The sequence below is a fragment of the Streptomyces rubrogriseus genome, from assembly GCF_027947575.1.
Classification (GTDB): domain Bacteria; phylum Actinomycetota; class Actinomycetes; order Streptomycetales; family Streptomycetaceae; genus Streptomyces; species Streptomyces rubrogriseus.
In genome coordinates this window covers 4070307-4095583 of the sequence record NZ_CP116256.1, presented here as the reverse complement: position 1 = coordinate 4095583, position 25277 = coordinate 4070307, and the positions used below count along the sequence as shown (strand labels likewise).

The window sequence follows — 25277 nt, the reverse complement described above, 5'->3', positions numbered from 1 at the left end:
CGGCGGGGCCGCGCCCGGACTCAGACGAAGAAGAGGAAAGCCATGCCCCCACGATAACAAGACGAGGCGTCTCGCCTCAATTCCGCGGGGCACGGAATTCACGATCTTCCCGGAGGCGACGGCCGACGTCGGTCGTCAGGTGCCGGCGAGACGCCACAGTGAAGTGACTTCCGCGGTTCGAGCGGCGTGGAGGGGGTCAGCGGTGTCCCTCGCCCGTGGGTGCCGCGGCCGGGTGCCGGTCCTGTCCACCACGCGCAGGCCCGCCGCCTTGATGCCGGCCAGAAGTTCAGCACGCGTCCTGAGACCGAGGTGTTCGGCCAAGTCCGACAGGATGAGCCATCCTTCGCCTCCCGGCTCGAGGTGCGCGGCGAGTCCGTCCAGGAAGTCGCGGAGCATGCTGCCGCCGGGGTCGTAGACGCCTTGCTCCACGGTGGAGGTGGGCCGGGCCGGAATCCAGGGCGGATTGCAGACGACGAGTTCCGCGCGCCCTTCGGGGAACAGACCGGGCGGCGCGATGTCGATGCGCTCGGTGAGGTGCAGCCGGCGGACGTTCTCGCGTGCGCAGGCCAGGGCACGCGGGTTGATGTCGGTGGCCACGACGTGGTCGATCCCCCGGCGGGCCAGGACGGCGGCGAGGACTCCCGTCCCCGTCCCGAGGTCGAATGCGGTACGGCGACCAGCGCGGCGGGCCGCCGGTGCGGGGAGCGGTGCGTGAGCGACGAGGTCGACGTACTCGCCCCTGACCGGGGAGAACACGCCGTAGTGCGGGTGGATGCGGGCGTCGAGGGCCGGTACCTCCACGCCCTTCGTGCGCCACTGGTGCGCTCCGATCACGCCCAGCAGTTCCGTGAGCGAGACGGCCGTCGGCCCGGACGGCGGGCCGTACGCCTCCGTGCATGCCTGGCGGGCATCGGGAGCTCTGCGCAGGTTCAGGCGGTAGTCGTCCTCCAGCAGGACGAGGAGCCTGCCCAGCACGCGGGCGCGGTGGCTGCGGGCCCTGCGGTGCAGGTGGAAGGAGTCTGCCGGGCCGTCGCCTGGCCGGGGAGGTTTCCGGTCGATGCGGCGGCCCATCGCGTGGAGCAGCTGACGTGCGTTGTGGAAGTCGCCCTGCCACAGCAAGGCGGTGCCTTCGCAGGCCAGACGGTGAGCAGCGTCGGCTTTCATACGGTCGTCCGCGCCGACGACCCGGCTGGGAGGCGGTGTCGAGCTCTCGGAATGCCAGCGGGCGGATCGGGGGGTGTTCGTCTCGGTCCAGTGGATCGTGGACACCACGTACTCCTCGTGATCGAACGTGCGGGGGCACGAAGCGCACTTCGACGAGGAGCAGGGGGAAACGGCCCGTGCCGCGGCACGGGCGCGCGTCTCAGGGCAGGAAGGGCTGCCGTTCCCGCGTCGAAGCGCGAGAGGAGGAGTCGCCGAGAACCATGCCTAGCGTCACGACCAGCCCTTTCGGAGGAGGGAGGAAAAGGCTCGCACAGCGTTCTCTCCGCAGGCAAATCAGGCGGGATCGCCGATGCCACGGGCGTGCTTTTGGAGGAACACGCCCGCGTGGGCCGCCGCTTCCTCCGCGGTCGCGTACGGTGCCCCGTCGGCGGCCGCGCCGGACGCTCCATCGGCACCCCGACCGGTCCAGCTCCAACCACCGGAAGACGACCGCACCAGCTCAGCAGTGCCTCCGAAGAGCGCCAACGTGCGCCTGCCCGCCGTCACGGATGCCGGGCGGCTGACGGCATCGGGCCATTTCTTGCGGGCACCCTGCCGGGTGATGCCCCAGACGGCTCCCAACTGCTCATAGCTCGCGCCGTAGGAGCCGGCGGTCACTGCCGCCCGTTCCGTGAGCCGCTTGACCTCGCCGTCCAGCACCTTCCACGCGGCCAGGACGGACAGCGCCACTTCGACCGGACTCGCGTCCCACATCCGGTCGGTGGGCAACCCGGTCTCCCGGGAGCGGATGGCCATGGCCAGCGGGTTCAAGGCGTCGTACAGGGCCTCGTCGAGCTCTGCCTGCTCTGCCGGGGTGATCTCGAAGACCGTCATGCGACAACTTTAGTTCACGAAAAGGTTCACGTAAACCAAAGTTTCCACATCCCCGCCGCCTGTCGTCCGGACCCGAGAGGCCGGTCTGCGCTTTTGTGGAACACAGTTCGAAACGGCGAGCAGAATCAATCACGACTGCACTCTTTCCATCAGCCCTCAGCGCCTCTACTGTGAGCGCGCGCTGACGGTGCGTGCCCCCGCACGCACCCGCTGCCGACGAGCCGCGGAGGAACATGACAATGCGTCACCTTCCCATGCGTGTACCGCGCGTCATCGGGCGCAGAGCCCTGGGCGCCATCACCGCCGCACTGCTCACCACCGGAGGCCTGGCGGTGAGCGCACAGGCCGCCCCGGCCGCCGCGCCGGGCCCGGCTCCGGCGTCGTCCGGCCACGAGCCACTGGCCCTCACCCCGCCGATGGGCTTCAACAACTGGAACTCCACGCACTGCAGGGACGAGTTCGACGAGTCGATGGTCAAGGGCATCGCCGACCTCTTCGTCGAGCGCGGTCTCAAGGACGCCGGCTACGAGTACGTCAACCTCGACGACTGCTGGGCGCTGCCGGAGCGCGACGCCGACGGCCAACTGGTGCCGGACCCCAAGCGCTTCCCGAACGGCATCGAGGCCGTCGCCGACTACGTCCACTCCAAGGGCCTGAAGTTCGGCATCTACACCAGCGCCGGCACGAAGACGTGCAGCAGCATCGGCTTCCCCGGCGCGCTGGGCCACGAGTACAGCGATGCCCGGCAGTTCGCCGACTGGGGTGTCGACTACCTCAAGTACGACAACTGCAACAACCAGGGCATCGACGCGAAGCAGCGCTACACCACCATGCGCGACGCGCTCGCGGCGACCGGCCGGCCGATCGTGTACAGCATCTGTGAGTGGGGCGAGAACAAGCCCTGGGAGTGGGCGGGCGACCTGGGCCAGCTCTGGCGCACCACCGGGGACATCAACGACTCCTGGGGCTCGATGTCGTCGATCATGAAGAGCAACCTCGAGCTCGCCGAGTACGCGCGTCCCGGCGGGTGGAACGACCCCGACATGCTGGAGGTCGGCAACGGCGGCATGACGGACACCGAGTACCGTACGCACTTCTCCATGTGGTCGATCATGGCTGCCCCGCTGCTGATCGGCACCGACCTGCGCACGGCGCCCGAGTCGGCGTTCGAGATCCTCACCAACGACGAGGTCATCGCCGTCGACCAGGACCCCTTGGGCAAGCAGGGCGAGGTCGTCTCCTCGGAGGGCGGCCGGTGGGTCGTGTCGAAGGAGCTGGCCGACGGCAGCCGGGCGGTCGCGCTGTTCAACGAGGGCTCGCGGGCCCAGCGGATCGAGACCACCGCGAAGGCCGTCGGTCTGCCGAAGTCGCGCGGCTACACCATGCGGGACCTCTGGAAGCACAGTGACACCAACACGACGGGCAGGATCGCCGCGACGGTGCCGGCACACGGCACCGTGCTGGTGCGGGTGCACGCCGACAAGAAGTGGGCCCAGTACCCGCCCGCCGTGGACGTGCACGCGGGCGGCGACACGGTGACCGAGGCCGGGCGGACCGTGCGGATCACCTCCGAGGCCACCGACCTGGGCGGCACCGCGGCCCACTCGGTGAGCGTCGCCCTGACCGGCCCCGACGGCTGGCGCGTCACCCCCAGGTCCGCCACGTCGGCCCGGGCCCTGAAGCCGGGCGCGACCCTGGCGACGGACTGGGACGTCGCCGTCCCCGCGGGCACGTCCACGGGCGACCAGATCCTGACGCTCACTGCCAGGCACCGCACGCACTCCGGCTCCTGGCTCACCTCCACGGCACCCTTCACCGTGCGCGTCGGCGTTCCCCTGCCCGCGGGCGAGTCCGCTCTGTCGGACGCCGATCCGCTGAGCGCCACCAACGGCTGGGGCCCCGTCGAGCGGGACCAGAGCGTGGGCGAGCGCGACGCCAACGACGGCAATCCGCTCACCATCGGCGGCACGACCTTCGCCAAGGGACTCGGCGTCCACGCGTCCAGCAGCGTCGAGTACTACCTCGGCGGCGCGTGCGACAAGGTGACCGCGCAGGTCGGTGTCGACGACGAGTCGGGTGACAAGGGCACCGTGGCCTTCGAGGTCTGGGCCGACGAGACCCGGGCCGCGTCGACGGGCACGCTGACCAACGCCGACCCCGCCCGCGCGGTGTCCGCCGACGTCTCCGGCGCGGACGTCGTCCGACTGGTGGTCACGGACGCCGGAGACGGCAGCGGATACGACCACGCGGACTGGGCGGACCTGCGGGTCACCTGCGCCTGAGGCACATGACGCGCCGGTCCGGTCGCCGGCGCCCCGAGCAGGAAGTCGCACGGTGGGACCGTTCCGGTTGGTGCCACTCAGCGGTCTTCCGTGTCGGGCGGGAGAGGGCTCCGGGCAAACGGGGCCCGAGCAGTGATAATCGGCGTCGTGAGTGGTCAGGAGCCCGAGGAGGCGACGCCGAGCCTCTCTGCTCGGAGCACGGCGCGATGGCGGACCTTCGTGCGGACCGAGACGAGCAGCGCGGTGTTCCTGCTGGCCGCGGTCGCTGCCGCCCTGGTCTGGGCCAACGTGGGTCCGCACTCCTACGAGGCGGTGTGGCAGGCCAGGTTCACCGTGGGGTTCGACACGCGCCACCTTTCGCTCACCGTGCACGAGTGGATCAACTCGGGGCTGATGAGCCTCTTCTTCTTCGTGGTGGGCCTGGAGGCGCGGCGGGACTTCGACATGGGAGAGCTGCGCGACCGCCGCTGGCTGCTGCTCAGCGCGATCGCCGGTCTGAGCAGCATGATCGTCCCGGCCCTGATCTTCGTCCTCCTCAACGCGGGGCGGGACTCGGTGCACGGCTGGGGCACCGCCATGTCCACCGACACCGCGTTCGCGCTGGGCATCCTGGCGGTGTTCGGGTCTCGGCTGCCCGCGTCGTTGCGCGCGTTCCTGCTGTCGGTCTCCGTCGTCGACGATCTGGTCGCACTGCTGGTGATCGCCGTCTTCTACAGCGACGAGATCCGTCTGCCGGCCCTGGTGGTCGCCGTCTGCGCGCTGCTGGCGATCGCCCTGCTGCGCCTGGCCGGCGTGCGCGGAACCCCGTACTGCGCGGTGCTGTCGGTGGTGGTGTGGGTGGCGCTGCACGAGGCGGGGGTCGACCCGGTCGTCGCGGGTCTGGCCGTGGGTGCCCTGGTGGCGGCCTACCCCGCGCCCCGCGGGGATCTGGAGCAGGCGAGCCGGCAGTTCCGGCTCTTTCGCGAACAGCCGACGCCCGAGCTGCACCGCAGCGCCGTCCAGGGGCTGGATGCGGCGATCTCGCCGAACGAGCGGCTGGAGCAGCGGTTCCTGCCGTGGGTGAGTTTCGGCATCGTCCCGCTGTTCGCCCTGGCCAACGCCGGTATCGAACTCTCCGGCTCCGCCCTCGCCGACGCCTTCACCTCGCCCGTCACCCTGGGCATCGTCTTCGGCTGCGTGGTGGGCAAGGTGATCGGCACGGTCGGGTCGATGGCGGCCGCCCGCCTGCTCTCGGGTGGGCGGCTGCGGCCGAACGTGGGCTGGGGATCGGTGACCGTCGGCGGCGCGATCGCCGGGGCGGCGTTCACCGTGTCGCTGCTCATCGCGTCCCTGGCGTTCGACGGCGAGGAACTCGAAGAGGCGCGGATCGGCATCCTGGTCACGTTGGTCGCCGCGTTCCTGACCAGTTGGGCGGTGACCGCGGTGATCGGTCTGCTGCCGGAGAGACGCAGGGCGCGGGCGCTGCTGGGCGACGTGGACCCGCTGACGGACCTGGCCGTGCCCGTCGACCGGCGACACGACCGCATCCGTGGGCCCGAGAGCGCGGTGGTGACGGTGGTGGAGTACGGGGACTTCGAGTGTCCGTACTGTGGGCAGGCCGAACCCGTGGTGCGGAACCTCCTCGGCCAGGAGAGCGACGTCCGCTACGTGTGGCGGCACTTGCCGCTGAGGGACGTTCATCCCAGGGCCCAGCTGGCCGCGGAGGCGTCCGAGGCCGCTGCCCGGCAGGGCCGCTTCTGGGAGATGCACGACCTGCTGCTGGCCCGGCAGAACGCCCTCGCCGCACCGGACCTGCTGCGCTACGCCGGTGAGCTCGGTCTGAACGTCGAGCGATTCCGGCAGGACCTCAAGGACCATCTCGGTGCCCGGCGGGTGGCGGAGGACGTCGACTCCGCGGATCTGAGCAGGGTGTCCGGCACGCCCACGTTCTTCATCAACGGGCGCCGCCATCACGGCGCCTATGACATCGACGCGCTCACGCGGGCCGTGGAGCTGGCCCGGCAGCGTGCGCTGACCGGGTGACCCGGTCCGGGCCGGATGAACGGCCCGGACCGGCCCACCGACGCTGTTGGCCTGCGGGGCGGACGCCGGACGCCGACCTCAGGGCCAGAGGTCGGCGTCGGCAGACGTCGTGGTGACTAGAAAGGAGGGTTGAGGCAGGAGATGTACGTGCCGCCCGCGGTGTACAGCGGCCACCGCATCTTTCCCCGGGTCGCCGGCCCGTAGTCGCCGTCGGCGCTCACGCCGAGCCGGTTGGCCTGCAGCCACCGGACGGCATCTTCTGTGCCGGTGCCGTAGGCACCGTCCGCCCCGCCGGTGCCGATGATCCGCCTGGCGGCGTAGGTGTCGTCGTAGCACAGAACGATGGCGTTCTGCAGCGCCGTCACGGCGTCGTCACTGCCCGTCTGATACTCCATGTAGCAGTTCAGGCCGTTACCGGTACGGGCGGGGATCTTGTAGTGGTTGCCGGGGACGCCGCCACTTCCCAGCCCGTCGGTGCGCTTCACCGTCGTGTTGCACGGACCGTAGGCGGCATGGGCGGGCGCGGTCATCATCGGGCTGGCCGTCAGGCCGGCGGCGAAGAGGAGAGCCAAAGCCCCCAGCACTCCGGTCCGCGTGCGGAGCGTGGTCGGTACTCGTTGCACGATGCAGTCCTCCCGTTCGGTGATGGCGTCTCGGTGACGGCCTCGTCCATGGACCTTAGATTCACCGTGATCCTCGGACTTTGTCGTCCGTGCAGGGGAATGTGTCAGTCGCGCACAGCCGCTCGCTGACGCCGTGTCGGGCCGTTGCGTGGCGAGTTCGAGTCCTGACAAGCTGACGGCGGGAGCTGTCCGGGTCGGGGAGGGCGCTGGTGAGGGAACGGACCGAGGGACGGTCGGGCCGGCTGTACGAGCGGCGCAGACGAGGGTCCGACTCATGAGCCCGGTTCTGGACACGGCGTTCATTCCGCCGCGCGACCGGGAGGAAGTGGTCCGTAACGCCGTGTGGGACTCCGTGGTGGCGGTCGACATCGATCACCGTCCTCCCGCTGAGGACCTGTCCGTTCGTATCGGGCTCGGCACCGTCGGACCTCTCCGGATCTGTTCGGCACGGGCGACCGCGGTCACGATCCGTCGTACGGAACGCCTGGCCCGGGAGGACGAGGAGCCGGCCGTCTTCGTCGGTCTGCAGGTGACGGGCACCAGTCTCGTGGCGCAGAACGGACGCGAGTGTGTACTGGGGCCGGGGGAATTCGCCGTCTACGAATCGATCGCTCCCTATACGCTTCTCTTCGACGAGGGAGTCGACCACCACTTCCTGCGCTTCCCCCGCGCGGCACTCGCCCTCCCCGACCGGCTCCTGCGAGACACCAGCTCGGTCACCCTGGGACCCGGCAACCCCACTGCGCGTCTCGCCTTCAGCTACTTCTCCCAACTGGCCGCCGACGACGCATTGCACCAGGGCGTGCACGCGGACGCCGTCGTGGAGCCCAGCGTCGAACTCCTTCGCGCCGTCCTGACGACCCAGCACGGCAACTCGGACCTTGCCAGGGGCCCGTTGGAGTCAACGCTCGGCCTGCGGATCACTCAGTACATCCGGGCGCACCTGGCCGACCCCGATCTGTCGGCGGCGCGGATCGCCGCCGCACACGACATCTCCGTACGTCATCTCTACGCAGTGCTGTCCGGCTTGGGCATCAGCCTCGGAGACTGGATCCGTACACACCGCTTGGCGGAGTGCAGGCGAGAGTTGTCCGGTCCGAACAGCCGGCTGCGGACCATCGCAGCGATAGGACGAAGGTGGGGCTTCGTGAACGCGACCCACTTCAGCAAGGTGTTCAAACAGGCGTACGGGCTCTCGCCCCGGGCCTGGCGCGACCAGAACCACTCCCACCCCACCGGGTGAGGGACGCCCCCGCCACGCGCACCGGCCCGACGCCCTGGACAACTCCCTGCGCGACCGGGGAGATTCGGGGATCATGGGTGACCGTGACAGAACCTTTGGGCGGTACCACTTCGGGCAGTGAGGCAAAGGCGCTTCTTCGGGTCCTGGACGGGCAGCGACGGCATGTTCTCGGCATCCTCGACGGGCTCGACGCGAAGGATCTTCGACGGCCCGTACTGCCCTCCGGATGGCACTGCCTGGGACTGGTCCAGCACTTGGCGCTCGATGTGGAGCGGTTCTGGTTCCGAGCGGTCGTCGCGGGGGACGAGGAGGTCATCCACGCTCTGACAAGCGGCGACGAAGCGTGGCAGGTGGCTTCGGAGACGCCGGCCGTCGACGTGCTCGACCGGTACCGGCGGGAGGCGGAACTCGCCGATGCCGTCATCACCGCCACGCCTGCCGACGCCCCGTTGGCCTGGTGGCCCCACGACCTGTTCGGTGAACCGCACCTGCACACCCTGCGCGACGTCCTGCTGCATGTCATCACCGAGACCGCGTGCCACGCCGGTCACCTCGACGCCGCCCGAGAGTTGATCGACGGACGCCGGTGGCTGGTCCTCACCTCGTGAGATCCCGGACGGCCGTGGTGATCGGCTCACGCGTGGTTCAAGAGGCCGTCCGTCGCAGCTCGGTGGCTATGCGCGCGATGTCCGCCGGGGTTCCGGCCATGATGGTGCGGGCGTGTTCGGTGACCAGGTCGACGGGCCAGTCCCACCAGGCCGCGAGCCGCAGCCGCTCGATGTCCGCGTCGTCGAAGCGCTGCCTGATCGGTCTGGCCGGGTTGCCGCCGACGATCGTGTACGGGGGAACGTCGGCGGTCACCACGGCACCGGCCGCGATGATGGCGCCGTCGCCGATCCGTACGCCCGGCATGACGGTCGCCCGGTAGCCGAACCAGACGTCGTTGCCGACGACGGTGTCGCCGCGGCTGGGCATGGCGGTGACGATGTCCAGCGTCTGCTCGGCCCACCGGCCGCCGAACATGGTGAACGGGTACGTCGACACCCCCATCGTCGGGTGCTCGGCGCCGGCCATCAGGAAGGTGGTGCCGGTGGCGATCGCGCAGTACTTGCCGATGGTGAGGCGCTCCGGCCCGTAGGCGTAGAGGACGTTGCGGTGCTCGAAGTCCGTGGCGCCCTCGGGGTCGTCGTAGTAGGTGTACTCGCCCACGGTGATGTTCGCAGAGGTGACCAGCGGGTTGAGGAACACCACGCGTTCGTGGGCGGGCAGCGGGTGCAGAGTGGTCGGGTCAGGGGACAAGGTCGGGGTCCTTTGCGTGGTCGCGGGGCGGTGTGCACCGCCCCGGGCGGGAGGTCGCGTCTTGCCGGTGGAGGCGATTGTCGTGGTCAACGGCTGTGCGTGGAAGCCTGGTTCGCGGAGGTGAACGGGTCGGCGCCGGTGGAGGGTGCGGCGGGTGTGGAGTCCTTCGCGGGCCTGGACCTCGTCAGCCACAGGCCGGTGAACACGGCGGTGGCCGCGGTGACGGTGCCGGCCACGAGGAAGGCGCTGTTGAGGCCGGTCTCGAAGGAGGCGCCGCCCGACTGCCGGGTGCGTACGACGGCTCCGAGCACCGCGACGCCGAGCACCGCGCCGATCTGGCGTGTGGTGCTGCTGATGCCTGACGCGAGGCCGCCCTCCTGCGGGCTGACCGCCTGGATGGCGGCGCCCGTCAGCGGGGACATGGCCAGGGCGAAGCCGGCGCCGGCGAGTCCCAGCCGCCACCACACGTTTCCGTAGCCGGTGTCGGCGTGCACCGTGCCGAGCGCCAGCAGTCCCAGGGCGGCCAGGGCGAGGCCGGCGGTGACCACGATACGGAAGCCGCACCGGGCGGCGAGCCGGCCCGCGTACGGGCTGACGATCACCATGGCCACGGACATCGGCAGGGTCTGCAGGCCGGCGCGCAGGACCGAGCTGCCCTGGACGTACACGAAGAACTGGGAGAAGAAGAACGACGAACCCATGAGCGCGAACCCCACCACGACCATGGCGGTGTTGGACACCGTGAACAGGCGCTGCCGCAACAGCCGCAGCGGCAGCATCGGAGCGTCGCGACGGGCTTCGACGGCGACGAAGGCGGCGAGGAGGATCACCGCGGTGGCGAAGCTGCCCAGGATGACCGGCGAGGTCCAGCCGCGGGCACCTCCCTCGATCAGCCCGTAGGTCAGTACCCCCACTGCCGGCACGGACAGCACCGTGCCCGGGACGTCGATCGCGGGCGCGCCGGGGTTGCGGGACTCATCGAGGTGGCGCAGGCCGACCAGCACCAGGACCACGCCGATGGGCAGATTGACGAGGAAGACGGCGGGCCAGCCGAAGGCGTCCGTCAGTACGCCCCCGGCGACGGGGCCTGCGGCCAGACCGATTCCACTGATTCCCGCCCACAGTCCGATCGCCCGGACCCGTTCCTGCGGCACGGGGTGGGCGGCGGCGAGCAGCGCCAGCGAGGCCGGGCTCAGCGCCGCGGCCCCGATGCCCTGCAGCATCCGGCCGGCGACCAGCCAGCCCAGTGAGGGCGCGAGGCTGCACAGCAGCGACGCGACGGTGAACACGGCCACACCGGTCAGGTACACCCGCTTGCGGCCGAACCGGTCGGCGAAGACCCCGCCGGACAGCAGCAGCATGGCGACCAGCAGTACGTAGGCGTCCACGATCCATTGCAGTCCGGTCAGCTGCGTGTGCAGGCTCTCCCGCATATCGGGCAGTGCCGCTCCGACGATCGTGTTGTCGAGCAGCACCATGAACTGCCCCAGGCAGGTCACCGTGAGCAGCACGGCCCGGTCCGGCCGACTGCCTACGGTCGCATGCGGTGCGGCCATGGGATCCCCCTCCGTCATTGGCTGCGCCCGGCCATCCGGGCACCCCTAAAGCAGTCAGTGACTGCGTTAGGCGACTATAGGGAGGCTCCCCCCACAAACGCAAGTCCTGACTGCGTTAAGGTGGGGACATGAACGAGCAACAGCGAGCCCGGCGACCCGGCGGGCGCAGTGCCCGTGTCGGCGCGCAGGTACACCAGGCCGTCACCGAACTGATCAGTGAGCGCGGCTACGGCAGGTTCACCGTCGGCGATGTCGCGGACCGCTCGGGCGTGGCCGACAGCAGCATCTACCGCCGGTGGGGCAGCCTCGAGACTCTGCTCACCGACGTGGCACTCACCCGCCTCAACGCGCAGTCCCCGATGCCCGACACCGGGAGCCTCGCCGGCGACCTCCGTACGTACGCCGCCCAAGTGGCCCGCGAGATCACCGGGCCCGACGGTCCCGCGGTGCTGCACCTGGCGGTCGCCCTGTCGAGCAGCGGCCCGCAGGGCCGGCAGGCGGGGACCGACCTGAGGGCCGAACGCACCCGGCAACTCCAGTCCATGCTCGATCGTGCCCGCGACCGCGGCGAGCCCGCACCCGACGCGCTGGACGTGCTGGACCACGTCCTGGCCCCGATGTACATCCGCGTCCTGTTCGGCATGGTGCCCCTCACCCCCGACTACACCGACGGGCTGGTCGACCGACTGCTGGGGGACACGGAGACTTAGCCCGTGCGCCCCCCGGCGGTCTGCGGCAGGGGCGGAACAGGCCCCTCCGTGATCATTTGTGGCTAGTTCGGGCCTCACACCACCACCCCGTGTGGCCGCTACATTCACCCGGACCGAACCCACTCGACCAGGGGGGAACAGGCAACGATGCGCTCCACAGGACCCGTCAGCCGCATCGGCAGATCACTCGTGGCGATGACCGCCACGGCGGCCGCAGGGGCGGTCGCCGCCCTCAGTCTTGCCGCCCCACCGGCCGCCGCGGCGCCCACCGACACGACGGCGCCCCGGCCCGGCGACACCTGTACGGCGGCCGACCTCGGCACCCGCCACCCGTACATCAAGACCATCGAGGTGTCGCCGGCGATCACCCACTTCAAGGGCTGGTACGTCACCGAGGGCACCACCGGCCAGCAGACCGTCAGCACCGACACCACGACGGTCATCGCGGTCTCCGTCGGCCTCAACGACACGATCGAGACCAGTTTCGCGGTCGAGGCGCTCAGCAACGTCAAGGCGACCGTCGGTCTGGACGTGAAGCTCGAGTACACCTCCACCAGCAAGGAGTCGAACTCGGTCACCTGGAACCTCACCCAGCCGGGCTACTACGGCTTCTACAAGGGCACCAAGAAGGTCACCGGTACGTACGGAAGCCTCAACTGCAACCGCGCCCAACAGGACGACGGGAGCTGGGCGTTGGAGTGGACCGAAGGGCCCGGCAGCGGCAGCTTCACCACCTTCACCACCCTTGAGGAAGGCGCGGTGCGCTGCCAGGACAGCGTGCCCGCCGACAGCATCATGGCCAAGGCACAAGCCCTCCTCGACTGCGGCTCGGCCGCCGCGAAGGCCGACGACCCGGCGGGTGTGGTGACGAGCGGCGCCTCCGCCGAACAGTCCGGGCCCACCGGGCACAGCGCGCGGGCCGCTCTCGACTGCTCGGCCGAGGCCTACAAGATCGCCGTACCCGGCAAGCCCCTGTCCTGGGGCGCACCGCTGCTGGCGGACGACGGTGTCCGGCTGCGGCCCTCGTCGATCTTCAGCGCTCACCTGGACAACTGGCGCCTGTGCAACGTGACGGAGCAGAACGGCGTCCTCGAGGCGTCCCTGTGGAACTGGGGTAACGGTGGCTGCGCGACCGTCGCCGAGGAGAACGCGGCCACCGATCGGGCGGTCCTGATGACGGCCCCCTGCGCGGAGGACGACCTCCAGCGGTTCTACATCTACCGCGACGTCCCGGGCAGCTCGAAGATCGGTGTGCAGAACAAGTACACCGGTTCCATGATGGGCTACGACCGGTACGCGGACGGGGAGTTCATACGTCAGTACTCCAGCGGCAGGCAGGACGGTACGGGGACGTTCGACCTGATCGGAGTCTGACGGTCCGGGGTGCGGCCGACGGGCTCCCGGCGCGGGCGGTCACAGCCGTCCGCGCCGGGCGGTCACAGCCGTGTGGCCGTGCGGATGAGCCCGGCGAGGGCGGGGGAACTGCTGTGCGCGGGCCAGGCGATGTGGGTGACGACGGGGGGCGCGTCGGTCAGCGGGACGGCGGCGTGCTCGGCCCACAGCCAGGCGCGGGCCGAGTCGGGGTAGACGGCCACGGTGCGTCCGAGGGCGATCAGCTGGGCCAGCTGTGTCTGGTCGTGGATCTCCGGGCCCGGGCCGGGTGGGTACGTGCCGTGGCGGGACCAGCGGGCGAGCGGGAGACCGGGGATGTCGCTGACGTCGGCCAGTGACAGGGCCCTCCGCGCGGTGAGAGGGTGCCCGGCGGGCAGCACGGCGATCTGCCCCTCGGTCATCAGCTCCTCGCTGTCGAACCCGGCGAGGGAGTTGAACGGCGCGTGCATGAGCGCCACATCGGCGCGGCCGTCGCGCAGCATGCCTTCCTGCTCACAAGTGCCGCTCGGCAGCACCTCGATGTCGGCGGCGTCGGGCTCGGCCGCGTAGGCGTCGAGGAGCTTGTGCAGCAGCTCGTGGGACGCACCGGCCTTCACCGCCAGCACCAGGCGGTTGCGGGGGCCGCCCGGGCTGTCGGCGCCACCTGCGCGACGGGTGCGGCGAGCGGCCGCGGTGGTCGCGTCGAGGGCCGCGCGGCCCTCGTGCAGCAGCATTTCTCCGGCGCCGGTCAGGGCGACGCCGCGGCGGTCGCGCTTCAGCAGACGTACGCCAAGACGCCGTTCGAGCTGCTGGATCGCCCGGGACAGCGGTGGCTGGGCCATGCCGAGGCGCTCGGCGGCACGACCGAAGTGCAGTTCCTCCGCGACGGCCACGAAGTACCGCAGCTCGCGGGTCTCCAAGGCGTCCATGGCCACAGCGTACCTCGGTGATACCTACCGGGTATGACAGAGCACCGCATCGGTATTGGATGCGCAGCCGGTGCGCGAGCGAACATCTTCGGCATGAGCGAAACCGTGAACACCCCCTCCACGTCACTGCCGGGCGGCACCTGGACCCTGGGCGACCTGACCGTCACCCGCTTCGGCTACGGCGCCATGCAACTCGCCGGCCCCGGGGTGATGGGCCCGCCCGCCGACCGCGAGGGCGCACTCGCCGTCCTGCGCGAGGCCGCCGCCCTGGGGATCACCCACATCGACACGGCCGGCGCATACGGACCTCGTGTCACCAACCGGCTGATCCGTGAAGCGCTGCGCCCTGGGCCCGCGTCGGCGCACATCGTGACCAAGGTCGGCGCGGTCCGCGATCAGCAGGGCGGCTGGCCCCCTGCCCGTCGGCCCGAGGATCTGCGCCGGGCCGTCCGCGAGAACCTCGAGGACCTCGGACTCGATTCGCTCGACGTGGTCAACCTCCGGCTCGGCGACGCTCAGGGCCCCCGGCCCGGCTCGCTCGCCGAGCCCTTCGAAACCCTGGTCGAACTTCAGGATCAGGGTCTGATCCGGCACCTCGGGGTGAGTAACGCCACCGCGGAACAGGTCGCCGAGGCACAGGCGATCGCACCGATCGTGTGCGTCCAGAACATGTACAACCTCGTCCACCGCCAGGACGACGAGCTGATCGACGAACTCGCCGACAAGGGCATCGCCTACGTGCCCTTCTTCCCGCTGGGCGGCTTCACCCCGCTGCAGTCCACGGCCCTGTCCGCCGTGGCCACCCGGCTGGGCGCGACACCGATGTCCGTCGCCCTGGCCTGGCTGCTGCGGCGGTCGCCGAACATCCTGCTCATTCCCGGCACCTCGTCGGTGGCGCACTTGCGCGAGAATGTGGCCGGCGCGGGGCTCTCACTCTCCGACGAGGAACTCGCCGAGTTGGACAGGATCGGGCATTAGCCCCGCCCGCTCGGGCCCCCTGGGGATCAGGAGCTCGTCGAGGGAGTACCCGGTGTCGCGGGCCGCCGCTCCACCCGCTAGTCCGCGACGACTCCCACGGTCTTCAGGACTCCGTACACGCCGACGCACAGGATCGCGGCGCTGCTGACGACGAGCGCCGCGGTCAGCCACGGATTGGTGCGGAAGCGTGCCGGCACTCCGGTGTGGCGCAGTCGCCAGACAGCGACGACCACGGCCAGCAGGAAGATCCCGCCGCCGATGCCGCCGAAAGACGACGACGGAGACGAGGCAGGCCCGTTCCACCAGGCTGTACTTGCCGGACTGGAGCAGGCAGATCGCGGCGAGCGTGACGACGACCGCCCACAGGGCCAGCGAGCCCCAGCTCAGGGGGTCGCCGACGACCGGCCACAGCACCGAACAGGCGGCCGCCGTACCGCCGATGATGCCGCCGCGCTGGAACATCTTGGCGAAGTCCATGCCGATCCAGAGCCAGTTGATCCAGCTCAGCCGACCGATGCGCGGGCCGACCTCGCGGTAGCCCTCCAGCGCGGTGCGCCCGTTGAGGATGGTCCAGCGGGCCAGTTCCATCTGGACCCAGACCTTGACCGCGGTCGACAGGACCACCAGCCACAGCAGCGCGAAGCCGGCCTTGGCGCCGAGCGCGGTGGTCGTGATCAGCTCGCCGGAGCCGACGACGGCGGCCGACAGCACGAAGCCCGGGCCGAGATGGCGGAGCCGGTCGCGGAAGGTCTCGGGAGCCGGACGGGCGTCCTCGGGGCGCAGGGCGTACGGATCGGTCTGCGCGTGCTCCGCCGCACGGGCGGGGGCGGTGGTCGACATGACGGTGTTCCTTTGCTGGTTCCGGCGCCGTCGCCGGAGCGGAAGGCAAACAGGACGGGGCGAGCAATGGGGGGTGACGTGGCGGGGAGGGGGACGGATCAGCCGGCCGGGTGGTGCGGGGGTTCGCCGGCCAGGACGCGCAGGACGTCCTCGGCGACCATCAGGCCCATCGCGCGGTTGGCCTGCGGGGTGCAGGCGGCCATGTGCGAGGTGAGGGTGAGGCGGGGAGCGGTGCGCAGGACGTGGGATTCGGGGAGGGGCTCGGCGGTGAAGGCGTCGAGGGCGGCGGCGGACAGGTGGCCGGAGTGCAGCGCGGCGGCCAGCGCGGTCTCGTCGACGAGGTCGCCGCGGGCCGCATTGACGAGGATCGCTCCGGGTTTCATGGCCTGCAGCCGGGCGGCGTTCAGCAGTGGTTCCGCCGCGGGCGGCAGGTGGAGGGTGACGACGTCGGCGTGGGCGAGGAGCGCGTCGAGCGTGGCGGGCTCGGCCTGTGCGGCCGTCACCGCGTCGTCGGGGACGTACGGGTCGTGGGCGAGTACCCGCATGCCGAAGGCGCGCGCGTAGCCGGCCACGAGCCGCCCGATCCGGCCGAAGCCGACGACGCCGATGGTCCGGCCGTGCAGTTCCGGACCGAAGAGCTTGGGCCAGCCGCCCTCGGTGACGGCGGTGTGGGAGGCGCTGATCCGGCGGGCGGCGTCGAGCACGAGCCCGAAGGTGTACTCGGCGACGGCCCGGGAGTTGGAGCCGGGCGCGCAGACGACGGGGATGCCGCGGTCGCGGGCGGCCGCGAGGTCGATGGTGTCGGTGCCGACGCCGTGCTTGGCGATGACCTTCAGCTTCGGGGCGGCGTCCATGACCTCGGCGGTGACCGCGTCCATGCCGGCGACGAGCGCGTCGGCGCCGGCCATCCACCGCAGCACTTCGTCGTGCGGCAGTGCGCCGTCCTCGCGGGGACGGACCGGACCGGCGCCGCCCTCGGCGAGCAGGGTCCAGGGGTCGGCCGAGTGGCGGGCGAAGGTGGGGGTGGTGATGAGCGTGGTGTGGCCCGGCGTGCTCATGCCCGCTCCCCCCGGGCGGCCGCCAGGTGGGTGGCGGCGATCTGCTGGAGGTGGACCACGTCGGCGGCGACGGAGGCCGACGTGGCGCCGTTCACCGCTCGCGGGATCGCGGTGGTGCTGGCCGATCCCCTGGAGGAAGCCGGACGGGAGCGGCCCACTCCCCCGGACGCGGCCTGAGGACGGCCGGCCGAAGCGCCCGCGGGCTGACGCGGTCAGCGACGACGCGGGCGGGCCGGCCCGGCCGTTGGCCGGGGCCCGTCGGCATCGGGCGACGACTGACCCGCGGCATCCACGGCGGCGGCGACGAAGGAGGCGACCAGGCGACGGCGGTCGTCCTGCGACCACGCGACGACGAGCTCGCTGTCGGGGGCGTCGGTCACGGGACGGTAGACGAGGTCGGGGTGCAGAGGCCGGGCCAGTGAGCGGGGAAGGATCGCGACGGTGCGCCCCAGCCTGATCATCTGCATGACTTCGGCCGCGTCCGTGACCTCGGGACCCGGCCTGGCCTCGGGTGCTCCGGTCCAGCGCACGCCTTTCCAGCGTGGCAGTGTCTCCTGGGCGAGGTCGGCGAGGGTGACCTCCGGGCGAGCGGCGAGCCGGTGGTCCGGAGGCAGGATCGCGACCCGTCCTTCGACTGCCAGGGTTACGTGGTCCAGGCCGGTCATGTCGTCGAACGGCGCGTACAACAGGGCGACGTCGGCACGGCCGTCGCGGACGTGATCGGCGCGGTCGGTGGCTCCGCCGAAGATGATGTCGACCTGGCGGGCGTCGGGCCGGCCGGCGTAGCCGGCGAGGATGCCGGACAGCAGGTTTCCGTCCCCGCCGGGTTTGATCACCAGGCGCAGGTGGGCTTGCCGGTCACCGGCCCGGCGGGTCTTCTCGGCAGCCGCGCCGACCGCGTTGAGCGCGTGCCGGCCATGGTGCAGAAGCGCTTCGCCGGCGGTGGTGAGGGTGACGTGCCTGCTGGAGCGATCCAGCAGCCGCACTCCGAGCCGGGATTCCAGCCGCCGGATCGCCTTGGACAGGGCCGGCTGCGCGATCGCCAGGCCGCACCACATCGGCGTCCCGGGCGACGACCACGCCCCGGTGGCCGTCGCCAGCGCCATCGTGCGACTGCGCCTGGCCGACCTGGACGCCCTCGACGCGATCTTCGCCCTGCCCGGGGCCGTCGGCCTCATCGAGCGCCGGCAGGGCCGCCACCCCTACAAGGCGATCTGGGTCAACCACGAGCCGCTGGAGTGAGCGGCTGCGCGCTCCGCCGGTCCAGGCGCCTCACCAGGCCGCAACGGGCTGGGTGAGGTTCACCGGGTTGCCGTCGGGGTCCTGGATGTGGGCGACGCGCTGGCCCCACGGCATGTCGTTGGGGCCGCGACGGACCGTGCCGCCCAGCGCCGCCACCCGGCCGAGTGTCTCGTCGACGTCGTCGACACCGATGCTGAGCAGGATCCGCGGCGCCTCTCGGTCCCCCGGGTCCGGCTTGGCCACCAGCCCGAGGTCGGTGTCGCCGATGCGCAGGCCGAGGTAGAAGACCGGACCCTTCTCCGGTACCCGGAAGATCTCCTCGGCGCCGAACAGTTGCGTGTAGAAGTCGAGCAGGACGTCGTGGTCGGCGGTAAGGATCACTGGCTGAATGGTGGACATGGCACTCCTGTCGGGAACGGTCGTGTCGTTGGGTGAGACCGTTCGAGGAGGCGGAACTCATCGGCGACACCGTCTGCTCGGCCCGGACAACGCCGCACCCACCTCCGTGCGGGTCAGCGGGCAACGGAGACGGCGAAGGGCGTGAAGCCGTTGCGGCGGATGATGTGGGGGACGACGAGGATCATGGCTTCGGTGGCGCGGGCCGTGGTGATGTCGCCGAGGTCCTCGATCCACCCGGGCTGCCAGCCCAGGTCGCCGAGAAGACCGGTGACGGTCTGCTTGGCCTGCTCGTCGTTTCCCGAGAGATAGGCGGTGGGCGGGGTGGCCAGCGTTCCCGGGGCGGTCATGACCATGAACAGCATGGTGTTGAGGGTCTTGACGACGCGGGTGTCGGGCAGAGCGTCCTGGAGCCGTTCGGCGAGGCTGCCGCCGGGGTGGCACAGGTCGCCGGGCAGGCCGTCGGCGGCGTCGTGGGTGGCGTTGGAGACATCGATGAGGATCTTGCCGGCGAGTTCGGCCCGCAGGGCGGTGAGCCGGTCGAGGGTGCTGTCGCCGGGGGTGGCGTTGATGACGACGTCAGCGGTGCGGGCCGTGGTGGCGTGGTCGGCGTAGCGGACGGCGGATCCCGCCAAAGGCGGCGTGCCCGTCTCGGCGCCGTGTTCGCGGCGGCCGAGGGTGACGCGGTGTCCCGCCTCGGTGAGGGTGCGGGCGAGGGTGGTGCCGACGCGGCCGGCGCCCAGGATCCCGATGCTGGTCATGGTGGTTTGCTCCTTGCGGACTGACTGGTTCGGGTGGACGGAGGAGGTCAGATCGACGGTCGGCCTGTCGGCCGGATCGCGGAGAGGACGTCGAGCGCGGTGGCGTGAATGCGGGGTGCGGCGGCCAGGAAGTCGCGGCCGGCCGCGGTCCAGGGCCTGCCGTCCAGGTCGGTGACGGTCCCTCCGGCCTCGGTGACCAGGAGGGCGCCGGCGACCAGGCCGGAGCGGACGTCGGAGAACTGCCAGAAGGCGTCCATGCGTCCGGCGGCGACGTGGATGAGCTGCAGCGTGGCCGGGACCGACACGCGGACCACGAGGCCGGCGGTGAGCATGGCGGTGACCGATTCGCCGATCCGGCGGAAGGTGTCGGTGCTCTCGCCGGGCCGGGCCTGTCCGGTGCCGACCAGCGCGGCGCCCAGGTCGCTCTTGGCCGACACGGTCAGGGGACGGCCGTTGAGATGGGCGCCGCCGCCGGCGGTGGCGGTGTAGGTGTCGCCGGTCAGCGGGAGGTGAACGACCGTCAGGACCGGCTGGTTGTCGCGCACCAGGGTGGCGGTGACGGCCCAGTCGGGCAGGCCGTGGACGTGGTTGATGTTGCCCTCCGCCGGGTCGCAGACCCACCACTCGCCCGGCGGGAGCGCCCCGCCCGCCAGCTCGTCCTCCACCCAGCGCGCCCCGGGACGGGCCTTCAGCAGCGGCTCGCGCAGCACAGCGAGGACCGCCTCGTCATTGGCGTGGATCTCGCCGACGACCTCCTCCAGGCTCACGCCTCGGGCGTGGGTCGTGCGGCGCTCCCGCAGGGTGACTCCGGCGGCCCGCACCGCGGCGGTCACCGCGGGCAGGAGCGTGGTGTCGAGGCCGGAAGGCATGGCTGTGCTCATGGCGTACTCCCTGGTCTTGGTGGAAGCGGGGCGACCTCGGGCGCTTTCCCCCGGGCCCCGCACCTCGAAGGTAGAAGCCTGGACCGTTAACAACAAGTGCATGGTTCTCACTCGTACAGTTACTGTCATGCAACTGGATTTGAATCTGCTCACCGCTCTGGACGCCCTGCTGGAAGAGGGCAGTGTGGCCGGGGCCGCTGCCCGCCTCCACGTGACCGCCCCGGCGATGAGCCGCTCTCTGGGCCGTATCCGCAAGGCCACCGGGGACCAGATCCTGGTCCGTACCGGACGTCACATGACGCCCACCACCCGTGCGCTTGCCATGCGCACCGAGGTCCACGCGCTCGTGCAGCAGGCCCACCACCTGCTGTCCGCCCAGTCCGAACTCGACCTGGCGGCCCTGGAGCGGGTGTTCACCGTCCGCTGGCACGATGCCCTCACCACCACCTGCGGGACCGCACTGATCGTCGCGGTGCACCGCGAGGCCCCGGGGGTGCAACTGCGGCTCACCGCCGAACCCGGCGACGACACCCCCGAGTTGCGTCGCGGCGAGGTCGACCTCGCCTCCAGTGCCGGCCCGCCGTCCCTGCCCGACATCCGTCACCGCCTCGTCGGGCACGACCGGCTCGTCCTCGCCGTCCGCCCGGGCCACCCGCTCACCGAACAGCCCGTGACCGCCGAGAGGTACGCGGCGGTCCCTCATCTGACCGTCTCCCGGCGCGGGCGCCTGCGCGACCGGATCGACGGCGTCCTGGCCGAACGCGGCCACGAGCGCCGCGTCATCGCCTCCGCCCCCACCACGGCCACCGCGCTGCAACTCGCCCGTGACACCGACCTCGTGGTCACCCTGCCCGACGCCGTCACCCGCTCGATCCGCCACCAGCTCGGCCTGATCACACTCCCGCTGCCGATCGAACTGCCCGAAGTACCCCTCTGCCTGCTCTGGCACCGGCGCCACGACAACGACCCCGCCCACACCTGGCTGCGCGAGACAGCCATCCGCATCCTCCGGGCCCCGTTCACCCCGCCGGCCACCCCCGACCAGTAGCGGCCCTTCGCCCTGCCGTGCACGGGCCGCTCAGGGGCCCGACGACGCCGACGGCCGACGGCCGGCGACCGTCGGCGCGGTAGCGGTCGGGGCGTGGCGGTGCGGGTGAGCCAGCGGAGCAACAACGGGCATGATAGGCACAGGAGTTGATGCCGCACGTCAGAGGCAACAGGTACCTGCGGAGGGGGCACGGGGGACGCCATGAGCGATGCCGTGGAAGAGACCGAGGCGCGAGCGGTGGAGCCGGTCGGTGCGAAGCAGCGCGACGCCTTCATCTCGTACAGCCAGAGCAAGAACGCGCCGCTCGCGAAAAAACTCCAGCGCGGCCTGGAGCGGCTGGCCGTCTCGCGCTTCAGGCCCATGCGGATGAGCGTGTTCCGTGATGTCACCAGCCTGCCGGCCAACCACGACCTGTGGCAGTCGATCCAGCTCGAACTGGCACGCTCCCGCTATCTCATCCTGCTCGCCTCCCCGGAGGCCGCCGCCTCGCCCTGGGTGGCCAGGGAAGTCGACTACTGGCTGCGCGAGCGCGACACGGAGCACCTGCTCATCGCCGTCGCGAGCGGTGAGATCGTGTGGGACGACAGGGCCGGCGACTTCGACTGGCAGAAGACCACCTCCCTGCCGCGAAACCTGGCGGGCCACTTCACGGCCGCGCCGCTCTGGGTGGACCTCCGGGAGATCGGGGAACGGTCCCATCACTCCATGCGCTACCCACCGTTCCGTGCCGCGGTCGCCACCCTGGCATCGCCGTTGCACGGCCGTCCCAAGGAAGAGCTGGAGCACGACGACTTCCGGCAGCTCCGGTTCGTCAAACGGCTGAGCTGGTCGGGCGTCGCCCTGCTCGTGGCGCTGCTCGTCCTTGCGGTCTACGGCTTCTTCGACGCCAGCAGACAGCGCGAAGAGGCCCTGTCCCAGGCCCGTACCTCCGCTTCCCAGGCGCTCGCCGCCCGCTCCGGGCAACTGCTCGGGACCAGCCCCAACCAGGCCGCGCAGTACGCCCTGTACGCCGAGGAGACCAGGTCCACCCCGGAGTCCCGACGCGCTCTGGCCCAGGCCGTGACCGCCGCGCCGTACGCCAGACGGCGGCTGCGGGCGGACGCCGACTCCGTGACGGACATGCGGGGTGCCTCGCGTCCGGCCGCCACGGACGTCGTCCTCAGCGGGGACGGTACGACTGCGGCATACCGCTCGGTGTTCGACGAGGACCGGGTCGTGCGCCTCTACGACGTGCGTTCCGCCCGGCAGTCGGGCGTGGTGCGCGCCGAGGGCACGCCCAGGGCGCTGAGCCGTGACGGCCGGATCCTGGCCATGGAGGTCTACCTCAACCGGGTCCAACTGTGGGACACCCGGTCCGGCAGACTCCTGAGCACGATGGCCACCGGGCACACGGAGAACCTCCCCCGCGCCGGTCACGGGCTCCACGCCCTGGCACTCTCATCCGACGGACGGTGGGTGGCGGCCTCGCACTACACCCCGGAGGGTGAGGCGTTCGCGGTCGTGTGGCGCGCGTCCGACGGGCGCGAGATCACCCGCGTTCCGGTGGGCGACGCCAGGGTGGGCCTCGGCTTCTCCGCGGACGGGTCCCGGCTGACCCTGGTCGACAGGGACCGTCGGGAGGTCCGGGAGTTCCGGACGGACTCGACGCGCTGGGAGGCGGCCCGGTCCCTGCCCGGAATGCCGGGCAGCACGGCGGAAGCCCTGCAGTACAGCGAGGTTCTCCTGTTCGACGGGGCGCGCAAGGCCCTGACCCGGACGTCCAGGCGTGCCGAGGTGTGGGACCTGGAACAGCGCCGCCGCACCGCCGTCCGGTCCTTGGGGCCGTACGAGGACATGACGGTCGCCGACGACAAGGGGACCTTCCTGCTGGGCGGGCAGGACGGCACGGTCCGGCTCTACGACGCCGCGCTGCGGCCCGGTACGACACTGGGCCGGCTGACCCGGCCGGCCAGCACCATCGCCATGTCGGCCGACGGCACCCAGGTGGTCGTCGCCTCGTACGGCGGAGAGCTCAACCTCTTCACCACCGGGGTCCGACGGGGGCAGCAAGTGGCTTTCGACGAGAAAGAGTTCACCTACGGGGATCTGACCCACGACGGTCGGATGGCGGTGCACCGGTCCGAGGGGCGCACCGAGTTCTGGGATCCGGGGACGGGCCGCAGGCTCGGCGTGATTCCGTACGCCAACCTGTCGGTGAACCTGGAGGACACGGCCTACACGCTCAGCGGCGACAAGCGATACGTCGGCATGCAGAGCGTGGAGGGCTTCGAGGACGAAGGGCGGTTCGACATCTGGGACCTGCGTACCGGAAGGCGCACGGACTGCGGGACGGCCGTCGGCGGATCCTCCTTCTCGCTGATCCGCCGCCCCGGCCTGTCCTTCCTCCCGGGCGACCGGTACGTGGTCGGCGAATGGAACGGCGGCGTGGAACTGCTCGACACCCGCACCTGCACCCGCAGCACGGTGGCGGAGGACTCCGGCAGGTTCGCCCTGAGCGGGGATCGCAGGACGCTGGTTCTCCTGAACGACGACGGTGTCGACACCTTCCGCTGGGACGGCGATCACGCCTTCGCGCAGGTGGCCCACACCACCCTGCCGAGCGAGGCCCAGCCCGTGGACATGAGTGTCGACCACGAGGGCAGGCAGGCGGCCTTCGCGGACATGGAGAGCCATGTGTACGTCGTACGGCTCGACTCCGGCGAGCGCGTGCGCGCCACCGGGTACCTGCCCGACGACAGCGACGTCGTGGCGTTCAGCCGGGACGGCCGTCTGCTCTTCCAGGGGTTCATGACCGACAGCACCCGGGGGGTACGCGTCCTGGACGCCGGCAGCGGCGATCAGCTCGACATCTGGACCACCGACCCCCCGGCCGGCTCCGTGCAGCCCAACGAGGGCATGCAGGTCGTCCCCGGCCCCGGCGACGACATCCTCACGCTCGGCCCCGACCACAGGGTCGTGCGCCGCACGGTCGGTGTGGCGGCCTGGCACGACCTGTTGTGCGGCCTGGTGAGCCAGCCCCTGCCTGCCCGGGAACGGGACCGCTATCTGAAGGACCTGGACGTGGCGGATCCCTGTCGCTGAGGGACGCGAGGAGCGCCCTGCCGCAGGTGGGTGGTGAGGAAGGCGGTGAGCTTGGCGACGGCCGGGGTGACGTGCTCGTCCCGGTCGTAGAGGGAGACGTGGGTGCCGCCGTCGATCACGAAGAGTTCCTTGGGCTCGGCTGCCTTCTCGATGGCATCGCGGCTGAAGTGCGCCGTGACGGCCTCGGAACCGACGATCATCAGGAGCGGGCGGGGCGCGATGAGGTGGATCAGGGCGTAGGAGTCGTACTGGATGATCTGGTCGAGACTGCGGACCGGCCAGGGCTGGACCGCGCCGGGGTGGTGGCCGCGTGGGGTGCGGTAGTACTCGCGGGTCTCGGCGTCCACGGCCTCGGTGATCCACTCCTGCCGGGGGACGGGCTCGCCGCGTGCCTCCGCGGTGCGTGCGGCGCTCGCGCGTTCGAGCATGGAACGCAGGGCCCGTGGATCCCGGGCGGGGCCGGAGCTGTCGCGCATCACCGAACCCAGGTCCACCGCGCTGACCGTGGCGACCGCCTTGATGCGCACGTCGGTCTGGGCGGCGTAGGGGACGTAGCCGCCGGAGGCGCAGATGCCCACGGCGCCGATCCGGTCCGGATCGATCTCGTCGCGGGTGACCAGGAAGCTCACGGCCGACTTGATGTCCTCCGCGCGTTGGAAGGGGTTCTCCAGGCCGCGCGGCTCCCCTTCGCTCTCGCCCTGGTGGGCGGCGTCGAAGACCAGTGCGGCGAAGCCTTCCCGGGCCAGGCGCTCGGCGTAGACGCTCGCGGTCTGCTCCTTGACCCCGCCGCCGGGGTGGCCGATGACGACGGCCGGGAGCCGGCCGGCGGTCGGTGTGCCGGGCAGGAAGAGGGTGCCGGCGAGCGTGAGACGACTGCTGCGGAAGGTGACGTCGGTCTTCATGCCCTCGACCCTGGCGGG

General features: G+C 71.2%; 23 protein-coding genes. 10 read left to right on the top strand and 13 right to left on the bottom strand.

Annotation, left to right across the window (positions count from 1 at the left end):
• Positions 1 to 135: 135 nt before the first annotated feature.
• Positions 136 to 1269: a methyltransferase gene (locus Sru02f_RS18670; RefSeq protein WP_109031145.1), complete on the bottom strand. Its 1134-nt coding sequence runs from the start codon at positions 1267 to 1269 to the stop codon at positions 136 to 138.
• A gap of 228 nt (positions 1270 to 1497) precedes the next feature.
• Positions 1498 to 2037, bottom strand: coding sequence for a hypothetical protein (locus Sru02f_RS18665; protein ID WP_244941782.1), 540 nt, complete (start codon positions 2035 to 2037; stop codon positions 1498 to 1500).
• Between the two features lie 239 nt (positions 2038 to 2276).
• Here Sru02f_RS18665 and Sru02f_RS18660 point away from each other — a divergent pair, with 239 nt between their 5' ends.
• Both Sru02f_RS18660 and nhaA read left to right on the top strand, forming a co-directional pair.
• On the top strand, positions 2277 to 4319 hold the full coding sequence (locus tag Sru02f_RS18660) for an NPCBM/NEW2 domain-containing protein (protein ID WP_109031144.1): 2043 nt from the start codon (positions 2277 to 2279) through the stop codon (positions 4317 to 4319).
• 147 nt (positions 4320 to 4466) lie between these two features.
• Complete coding sequence (nhaA, locus tag Sru02f_RS18655) at positions 4467 to 6341, top strand: Na+/H+ antiporter NhaA (protein ID WP_244941781.1); 1875 nt, start codon at positions 4467 to 4469, stop codon at positions 6339 to 6341.
• 116 nt (positions 6342 to 6457) lie between these two features.
• Here the strand turns inward: nhaA and Sru02f_RS18650 are convergent, their stop codons facing one another.
• Positions 6458 to 6964 carry a peptidoglycan-binding domain-containing protein gene (locus Sru02f_RS18650; RefSeq protein ID WP_109031142.1) on the bottom strand — a complete coding sequence of 169 codons (507 nt, stop codon included), beginning with the start codon at positions 6962 to 6964 and terminating at the stop codon, positions 6458 to 6460.
• 274 nt (positions 6965 to 7238) lie between these two features.
• Between Sru02f_RS18650 and Sru02f_RS18645 the strand changes: the two genes are divergently transcribed.
• A complete protein-coding gene (locus Sru02f_RS18645) occupies positions 7239 to 8207 on the top strand; it encodes an AraC-like ligand-binding domain-containing protein (RefSeq protein ID WP_109031141.1) in 969 nt (322 codons plus the stop codon).
• A gap of 83 nt (positions 8208 to 8290) precedes the next feature.
• Positions 8291 to 8815 carry a DinB family protein gene (locus tag Sru02f_RS18640; RefSeq protein ID WP_244941780.1) on the top strand — a complete coding sequence of 175 codons (525 nt, stop codon included), beginning with the start codon at positions 8291 to 8293 and terminating at the stop codon, positions 8813 to 8815.
• Positions 8816 to 8852: 37 nt separating this feature from the next.
• Here Sru02f_RS18640 and Sru02f_RS18635 read toward each other — a convergent pair whose 3' ends face one another.
• Together Sru02f_RS18635 and Sru02f_RS18630 are read right to left on the bottom strand one after the other, a co-directional pair.
• On the bottom strand, positions 8853 to 9506 hold the full coding sequence (locus tag Sru02f_RS18635; RefSeq protein ID WP_109031139.1) for a CatB-related O-acetyltransferase: 654 nt from the start codon (positions 9504 to 9506) through the stop codon (positions 8853 to 8855).
• An 86-nt stretch (positions 9507 to 9592) separates the two neighbouring features.
• Complete coding sequence (locus Sru02f_RS18630) at positions 9593 to 11062, bottom strand: MFS transporter (protein ID WP_109031138.1); 1470 nt, start codon at positions 11060 to 11062, stop codon at positions 9593 to 9595.
• Between the two features lie 128 nt (positions 11063 to 11190).
• On the opposite strand from Sru02f_RS18630, the gene Sru02f_RS18625 reads away from it, so the two are divergent.
• Entirely contained in the window at positions 11191 to 11772 is a 582-nt protein-coding gene (locus Sru02f_RS18625; RefSeq protein WP_109031137.1) for a TetR/AcrR family transcriptional regulator, read from the top strand.
• A gap of 147 nt (positions 11773 to 11919) precedes the next feature.
• Positions 11920 to 13146, top strand: coding sequence for a hypothetical protein (locus Sru02f_RS18620; RefSeq protein WP_109031136.1), 1227 nt, complete (start codon positions 11920 to 11922; stop codon positions 13144 to 13146).
• A gap of 62 nt (positions 13147 to 13208) precedes the next feature.
• Here Sru02f_RS18620 and Sru02f_RS18615 read toward each other — a convergent pair whose 3' ends face one another.
• Positions 13209 to 14072, bottom strand: coding sequence for a LysR family transcriptional regulator (locus tag Sru02f_RS18615; RefSeq protein ID WP_109031135.1), 864 nt, complete (start codon positions 14070 to 14072; stop codon positions 13209 to 13211).
• A gap of 93 nt (positions 14073 to 14165) precedes the next feature.
• Here Sru02f_RS18615 and Sru02f_RS18610 point away from each other — a divergent pair, with 93 nt between their 5' ends.
• On the top strand, positions 14166 to 15050 hold the full coding sequence (locus Sru02f_RS18610; RefSeq protein ID WP_109031134.1) for an aldo/keto reductase family oxidoreductase: 885 nt from the start codon (positions 14166 to 14168) through the stop codon (positions 15048 to 15050).
• Here the strand turns inward: Sru02f_RS18610 and Sru02f_RS18605 are convergent.
• The 3 genes from Sru02f_RS18605 to Sru02f_RS18595 form a co-directional block, all read right to left on the bottom strand.
• Positions 15003 to 15890, bottom strand: a complete 888-nt coding sequence (locus Sru02f_RS18605; RefSeq protein WP_244941779.1) for an Nramp family divalent metal transporter — start codon at positions 15888 to 15890, stop codon at positions 15003 to 15005. The genes Sru02f_RS18610 and Sru02f_RS18605 overlap by 48 nt on opposite strands.
• A gap of 98 nt (positions 15891 to 15988) precedes the next feature.
• Positions 15989 to 16768, bottom strand: a complete 780-nt coding sequence (locus tag Sru02f_RS18600) for a phosphoglycerate dehydrogenase (RefSeq protein ID WP_373103727.1) — start codon at positions 16766 to 16768, stop codon at positions 15989 to 15991.
• 392 nt (positions 16769 to 17160) lie between these two features.
• Positions 17161 to 18054, bottom strand: a complete 894-nt coding sequence (locus tag Sru02f_RS18595; protein ID WP_109031132.1) for a LysR family transcriptional regulator — start codon at positions 18052 to 18054, stop codon at positions 17161 to 17163.
• Here Sru02f_RS18595 and Sru02f_RS18590 point away from each other — a divergent pair.
• The gene (locus tag Sru02f_RS18590) at positions 18035 to 18190 is read left to right on the top strand and encodes a hypothetical protein (protein ID WP_244941778.1); all 156 of its coding nucleotides are present in this window, start codon (positions 18035 to 18037) and stop codon (positions 18188 to 18190) included. The two genes, Sru02f_RS18595 and Sru02f_RS18590, sit on opposite strands and share 20 nt — an antisense overlap.
• Before the next feature lie 30 nt (positions 18191 to 18220).
• On the opposite strand, the gene Sru02f_RS18585 is transcribed toward Sru02f_RS18590, so the two are convergent.
• The 3 genes from Sru02f_RS18585 to Sru02f_RS18575 form a co-directional block, all read right to left on the bottom strand.
• Entirely contained in the window at positions 18221 to 18589 is a 369-nt protein-coding gene (locus Sru02f_RS18585) for a VOC family protein (protein WP_109031131.1), read from the bottom strand.
• Between the two features lie 113 nt (positions 18590 to 18702).
• Entirely contained in the window at positions 18703 to 19347 is a 645-nt protein-coding gene (locus Sru02f_RS18580; protein WP_109031130.1) for an NADPH-dependent F420 reductase, read from the bottom strand.
• A 47-nt stretch (positions 19348 to 19394) separates the two neighbouring features.
• Positions 19395 to 20228 (bottom strand): inositol monophosphatase family protein, encoded by an 834-nt coding sequence (locus Sru02f_RS18575; protein ID WP_109031129.1) that lies wholly within the window; start codon positions 20226 to 20228, stop codon positions 19395 to 19397.
• Between the two features lie 127 nt (positions 20229 to 20355).
• Here Sru02f_RS18575 and Sru02f_RS18570 point away from each other — a divergent pair, with 127 nt between their 5' ends.
• Positions 20356 to 21276, top strand: a complete 921-nt coding sequence (locus Sru02f_RS18570) for a LysR family transcriptional regulator (protein WP_109031128.1) — start codon at positions 20356 to 20358, stop codon at positions 21274 to 21276.
• A 201-nt stretch (positions 21277 to 21477) separates the two neighbouring features.
• The gene (locus Sru02f_RS18565; RefSeq protein ID WP_109031127.1) at positions 21478 to 24357 is read left to right on the top strand and encodes a toll/interleukin-1 receptor domain-containing protein; all 2880 of its coding nucleotides are present in this window, start codon (positions 21478 to 21480) and stop codon (positions 24355 to 24357) included.
• Here the strand turns inward: Sru02f_RS18565 and Sru02f_RS18560 are convergent.
• A complete protein-coding gene (locus Sru02f_RS18560) occupies positions 24318 to 25259 on the bottom strand; it encodes an alpha/beta hydrolase (protein ID WP_109031126.1) in 942 nt (313 codons plus the stop codon). The two genes, Sru02f_RS18565 and Sru02f_RS18560, sit on opposite strands and share 40 nt — an antisense overlap.
• Between the last annotated feature and the right edge of the window lie 18 nt (positions 25260 to 25277).

What these genes read in the sequence shown, in the direction of transcription:
- Sru02f_RS18665 (WP_244941782.1), bottom strand. Translation starts at nt 2,037, where the DNA reads ATGACGGTCTTCGAGATCACCCCGGCAGAGCAGGCAGAGCTCGACGAG.
- Sru02f_RS18660 (WP_109031144.1), top strand. Translation starts at nt 2,277, where the DNA reads ATGCGTCACCTTCCCATGCGTGTACCGCGCGTCATCGGGCGCAGAGCC.
- Sru02f_RS18645 (WP_109031141.1), top strand. Translation starts at nt 7,239, where the DNA reads ATGAGCCCGGTTCTGGACACGGCGTTCATTCCGCCGCGCGACCGGGAG.
- Sru02f_RS18630 (WP_109031138.1), bottom strand. Translation starts at nt 11,062, where the DNA reads ATGGCCGCACCGCATGCGACCGTAGGCAGTCGGCCGGACCGGGCCGTG.
- Sru02f_RS18625 (WP_109031137.1), top strand. Translation starts at nt 11,191, where the DNA reads ATGAACGAGCAACAGCGAGCCCGGCGACCCGGCGGGCGCAGTGCCCGT.
- Sru02f_RS18620 (WP_109031136.1), top strand. Translation starts at nt 11,920, where the DNA reads ATGCGCTCCACAGGACCCGTCAGCCGCATCGGCAGATCACTCGTGGCG.
- Sru02f_RS18615 (WP_109031135.1), bottom strand. Translation starts at nt 14,072, where the DNA reads ATGGACGCCTTGGAGACCCGCGAGCTGCGGTACTTCGTGGCCGTCGCG.
- Sru02f_RS18610 (WP_109031134.1), top strand. Translation starts at nt 14,166, where the DNA reads ATGAGCGAAACCGTGAACACCCCCTCCACGTCACTGCCGGGCGGCACC.
- Sru02f_RS18605 (WP_244941779.1), bottom strand. Translation starts at nt 15,890, where the DNA reads ATGTCGACCACCGCCCCCGCCCGTGCGGCGGAGCACGCGCAGACCGAT.
- Sru02f_RS18600 (WP_373103727.1), bottom strand. Translation starts at nt 16,768, where the DNA reads ATGGACGCGGTCACCGCCGAGGTCATGGACGCCGCCCCGAAGCTGAAG.
- Sru02f_RS18595 (WP_109031132.1), bottom strand. Translation starts at nt 18,054, where the DNA reads ATGGCGCTGGCGACGGCCACCGGGGCGTGGTCGTCGCCCGGGACGCCG.
- Sru02f_RS18585 (WP_109031131.1), bottom strand. Translation starts at nt 18,589, where the DNA reads ATGTCCACCATTCAGCCAGTGATCCTTACCGCCGACCACGACGTCCTG.
- Sru02f_RS18580 (WP_109031130.1), bottom strand. Translation starts at nt 19,347, where the DNA reads ATGACCAGCATCGGGATCCTGGGCGCCGGCCGCGTCGGCACCACCCTC.
- Sru02f_RS18575 (WP_109031129.1), bottom strand. Translation starts at nt 20,228, where the DNA reads ATGAGCACAGCCATGCCTTCCGGCCTCGACACCACGCTCCTGCCCGCG.
- Sru02f_RS18570 (WP_109031128.1), top strand. Translation starts at nt 20,356, where the DNA reads ATGCAACTGGATTTGAATCTGCTCACCGCTCTGGACGCCCTGCTGGAA.
- Sru02f_RS18565 (WP_109031127.1), top strand. Translation starts at nt 21,478, where the DNA reads ATGAGCGATGCCGTGGAAGAGACCGAGGCGCGAGCGGTGGAGCCGGTC.
- Sru02f_RS18560 (WP_109031126.1), bottom strand. Translation starts at nt 25,259, where the DNA reads ATGAAGACCGACGTCACCTTCCGCAGCAGTCGTCTCACGCTCGCCGGC.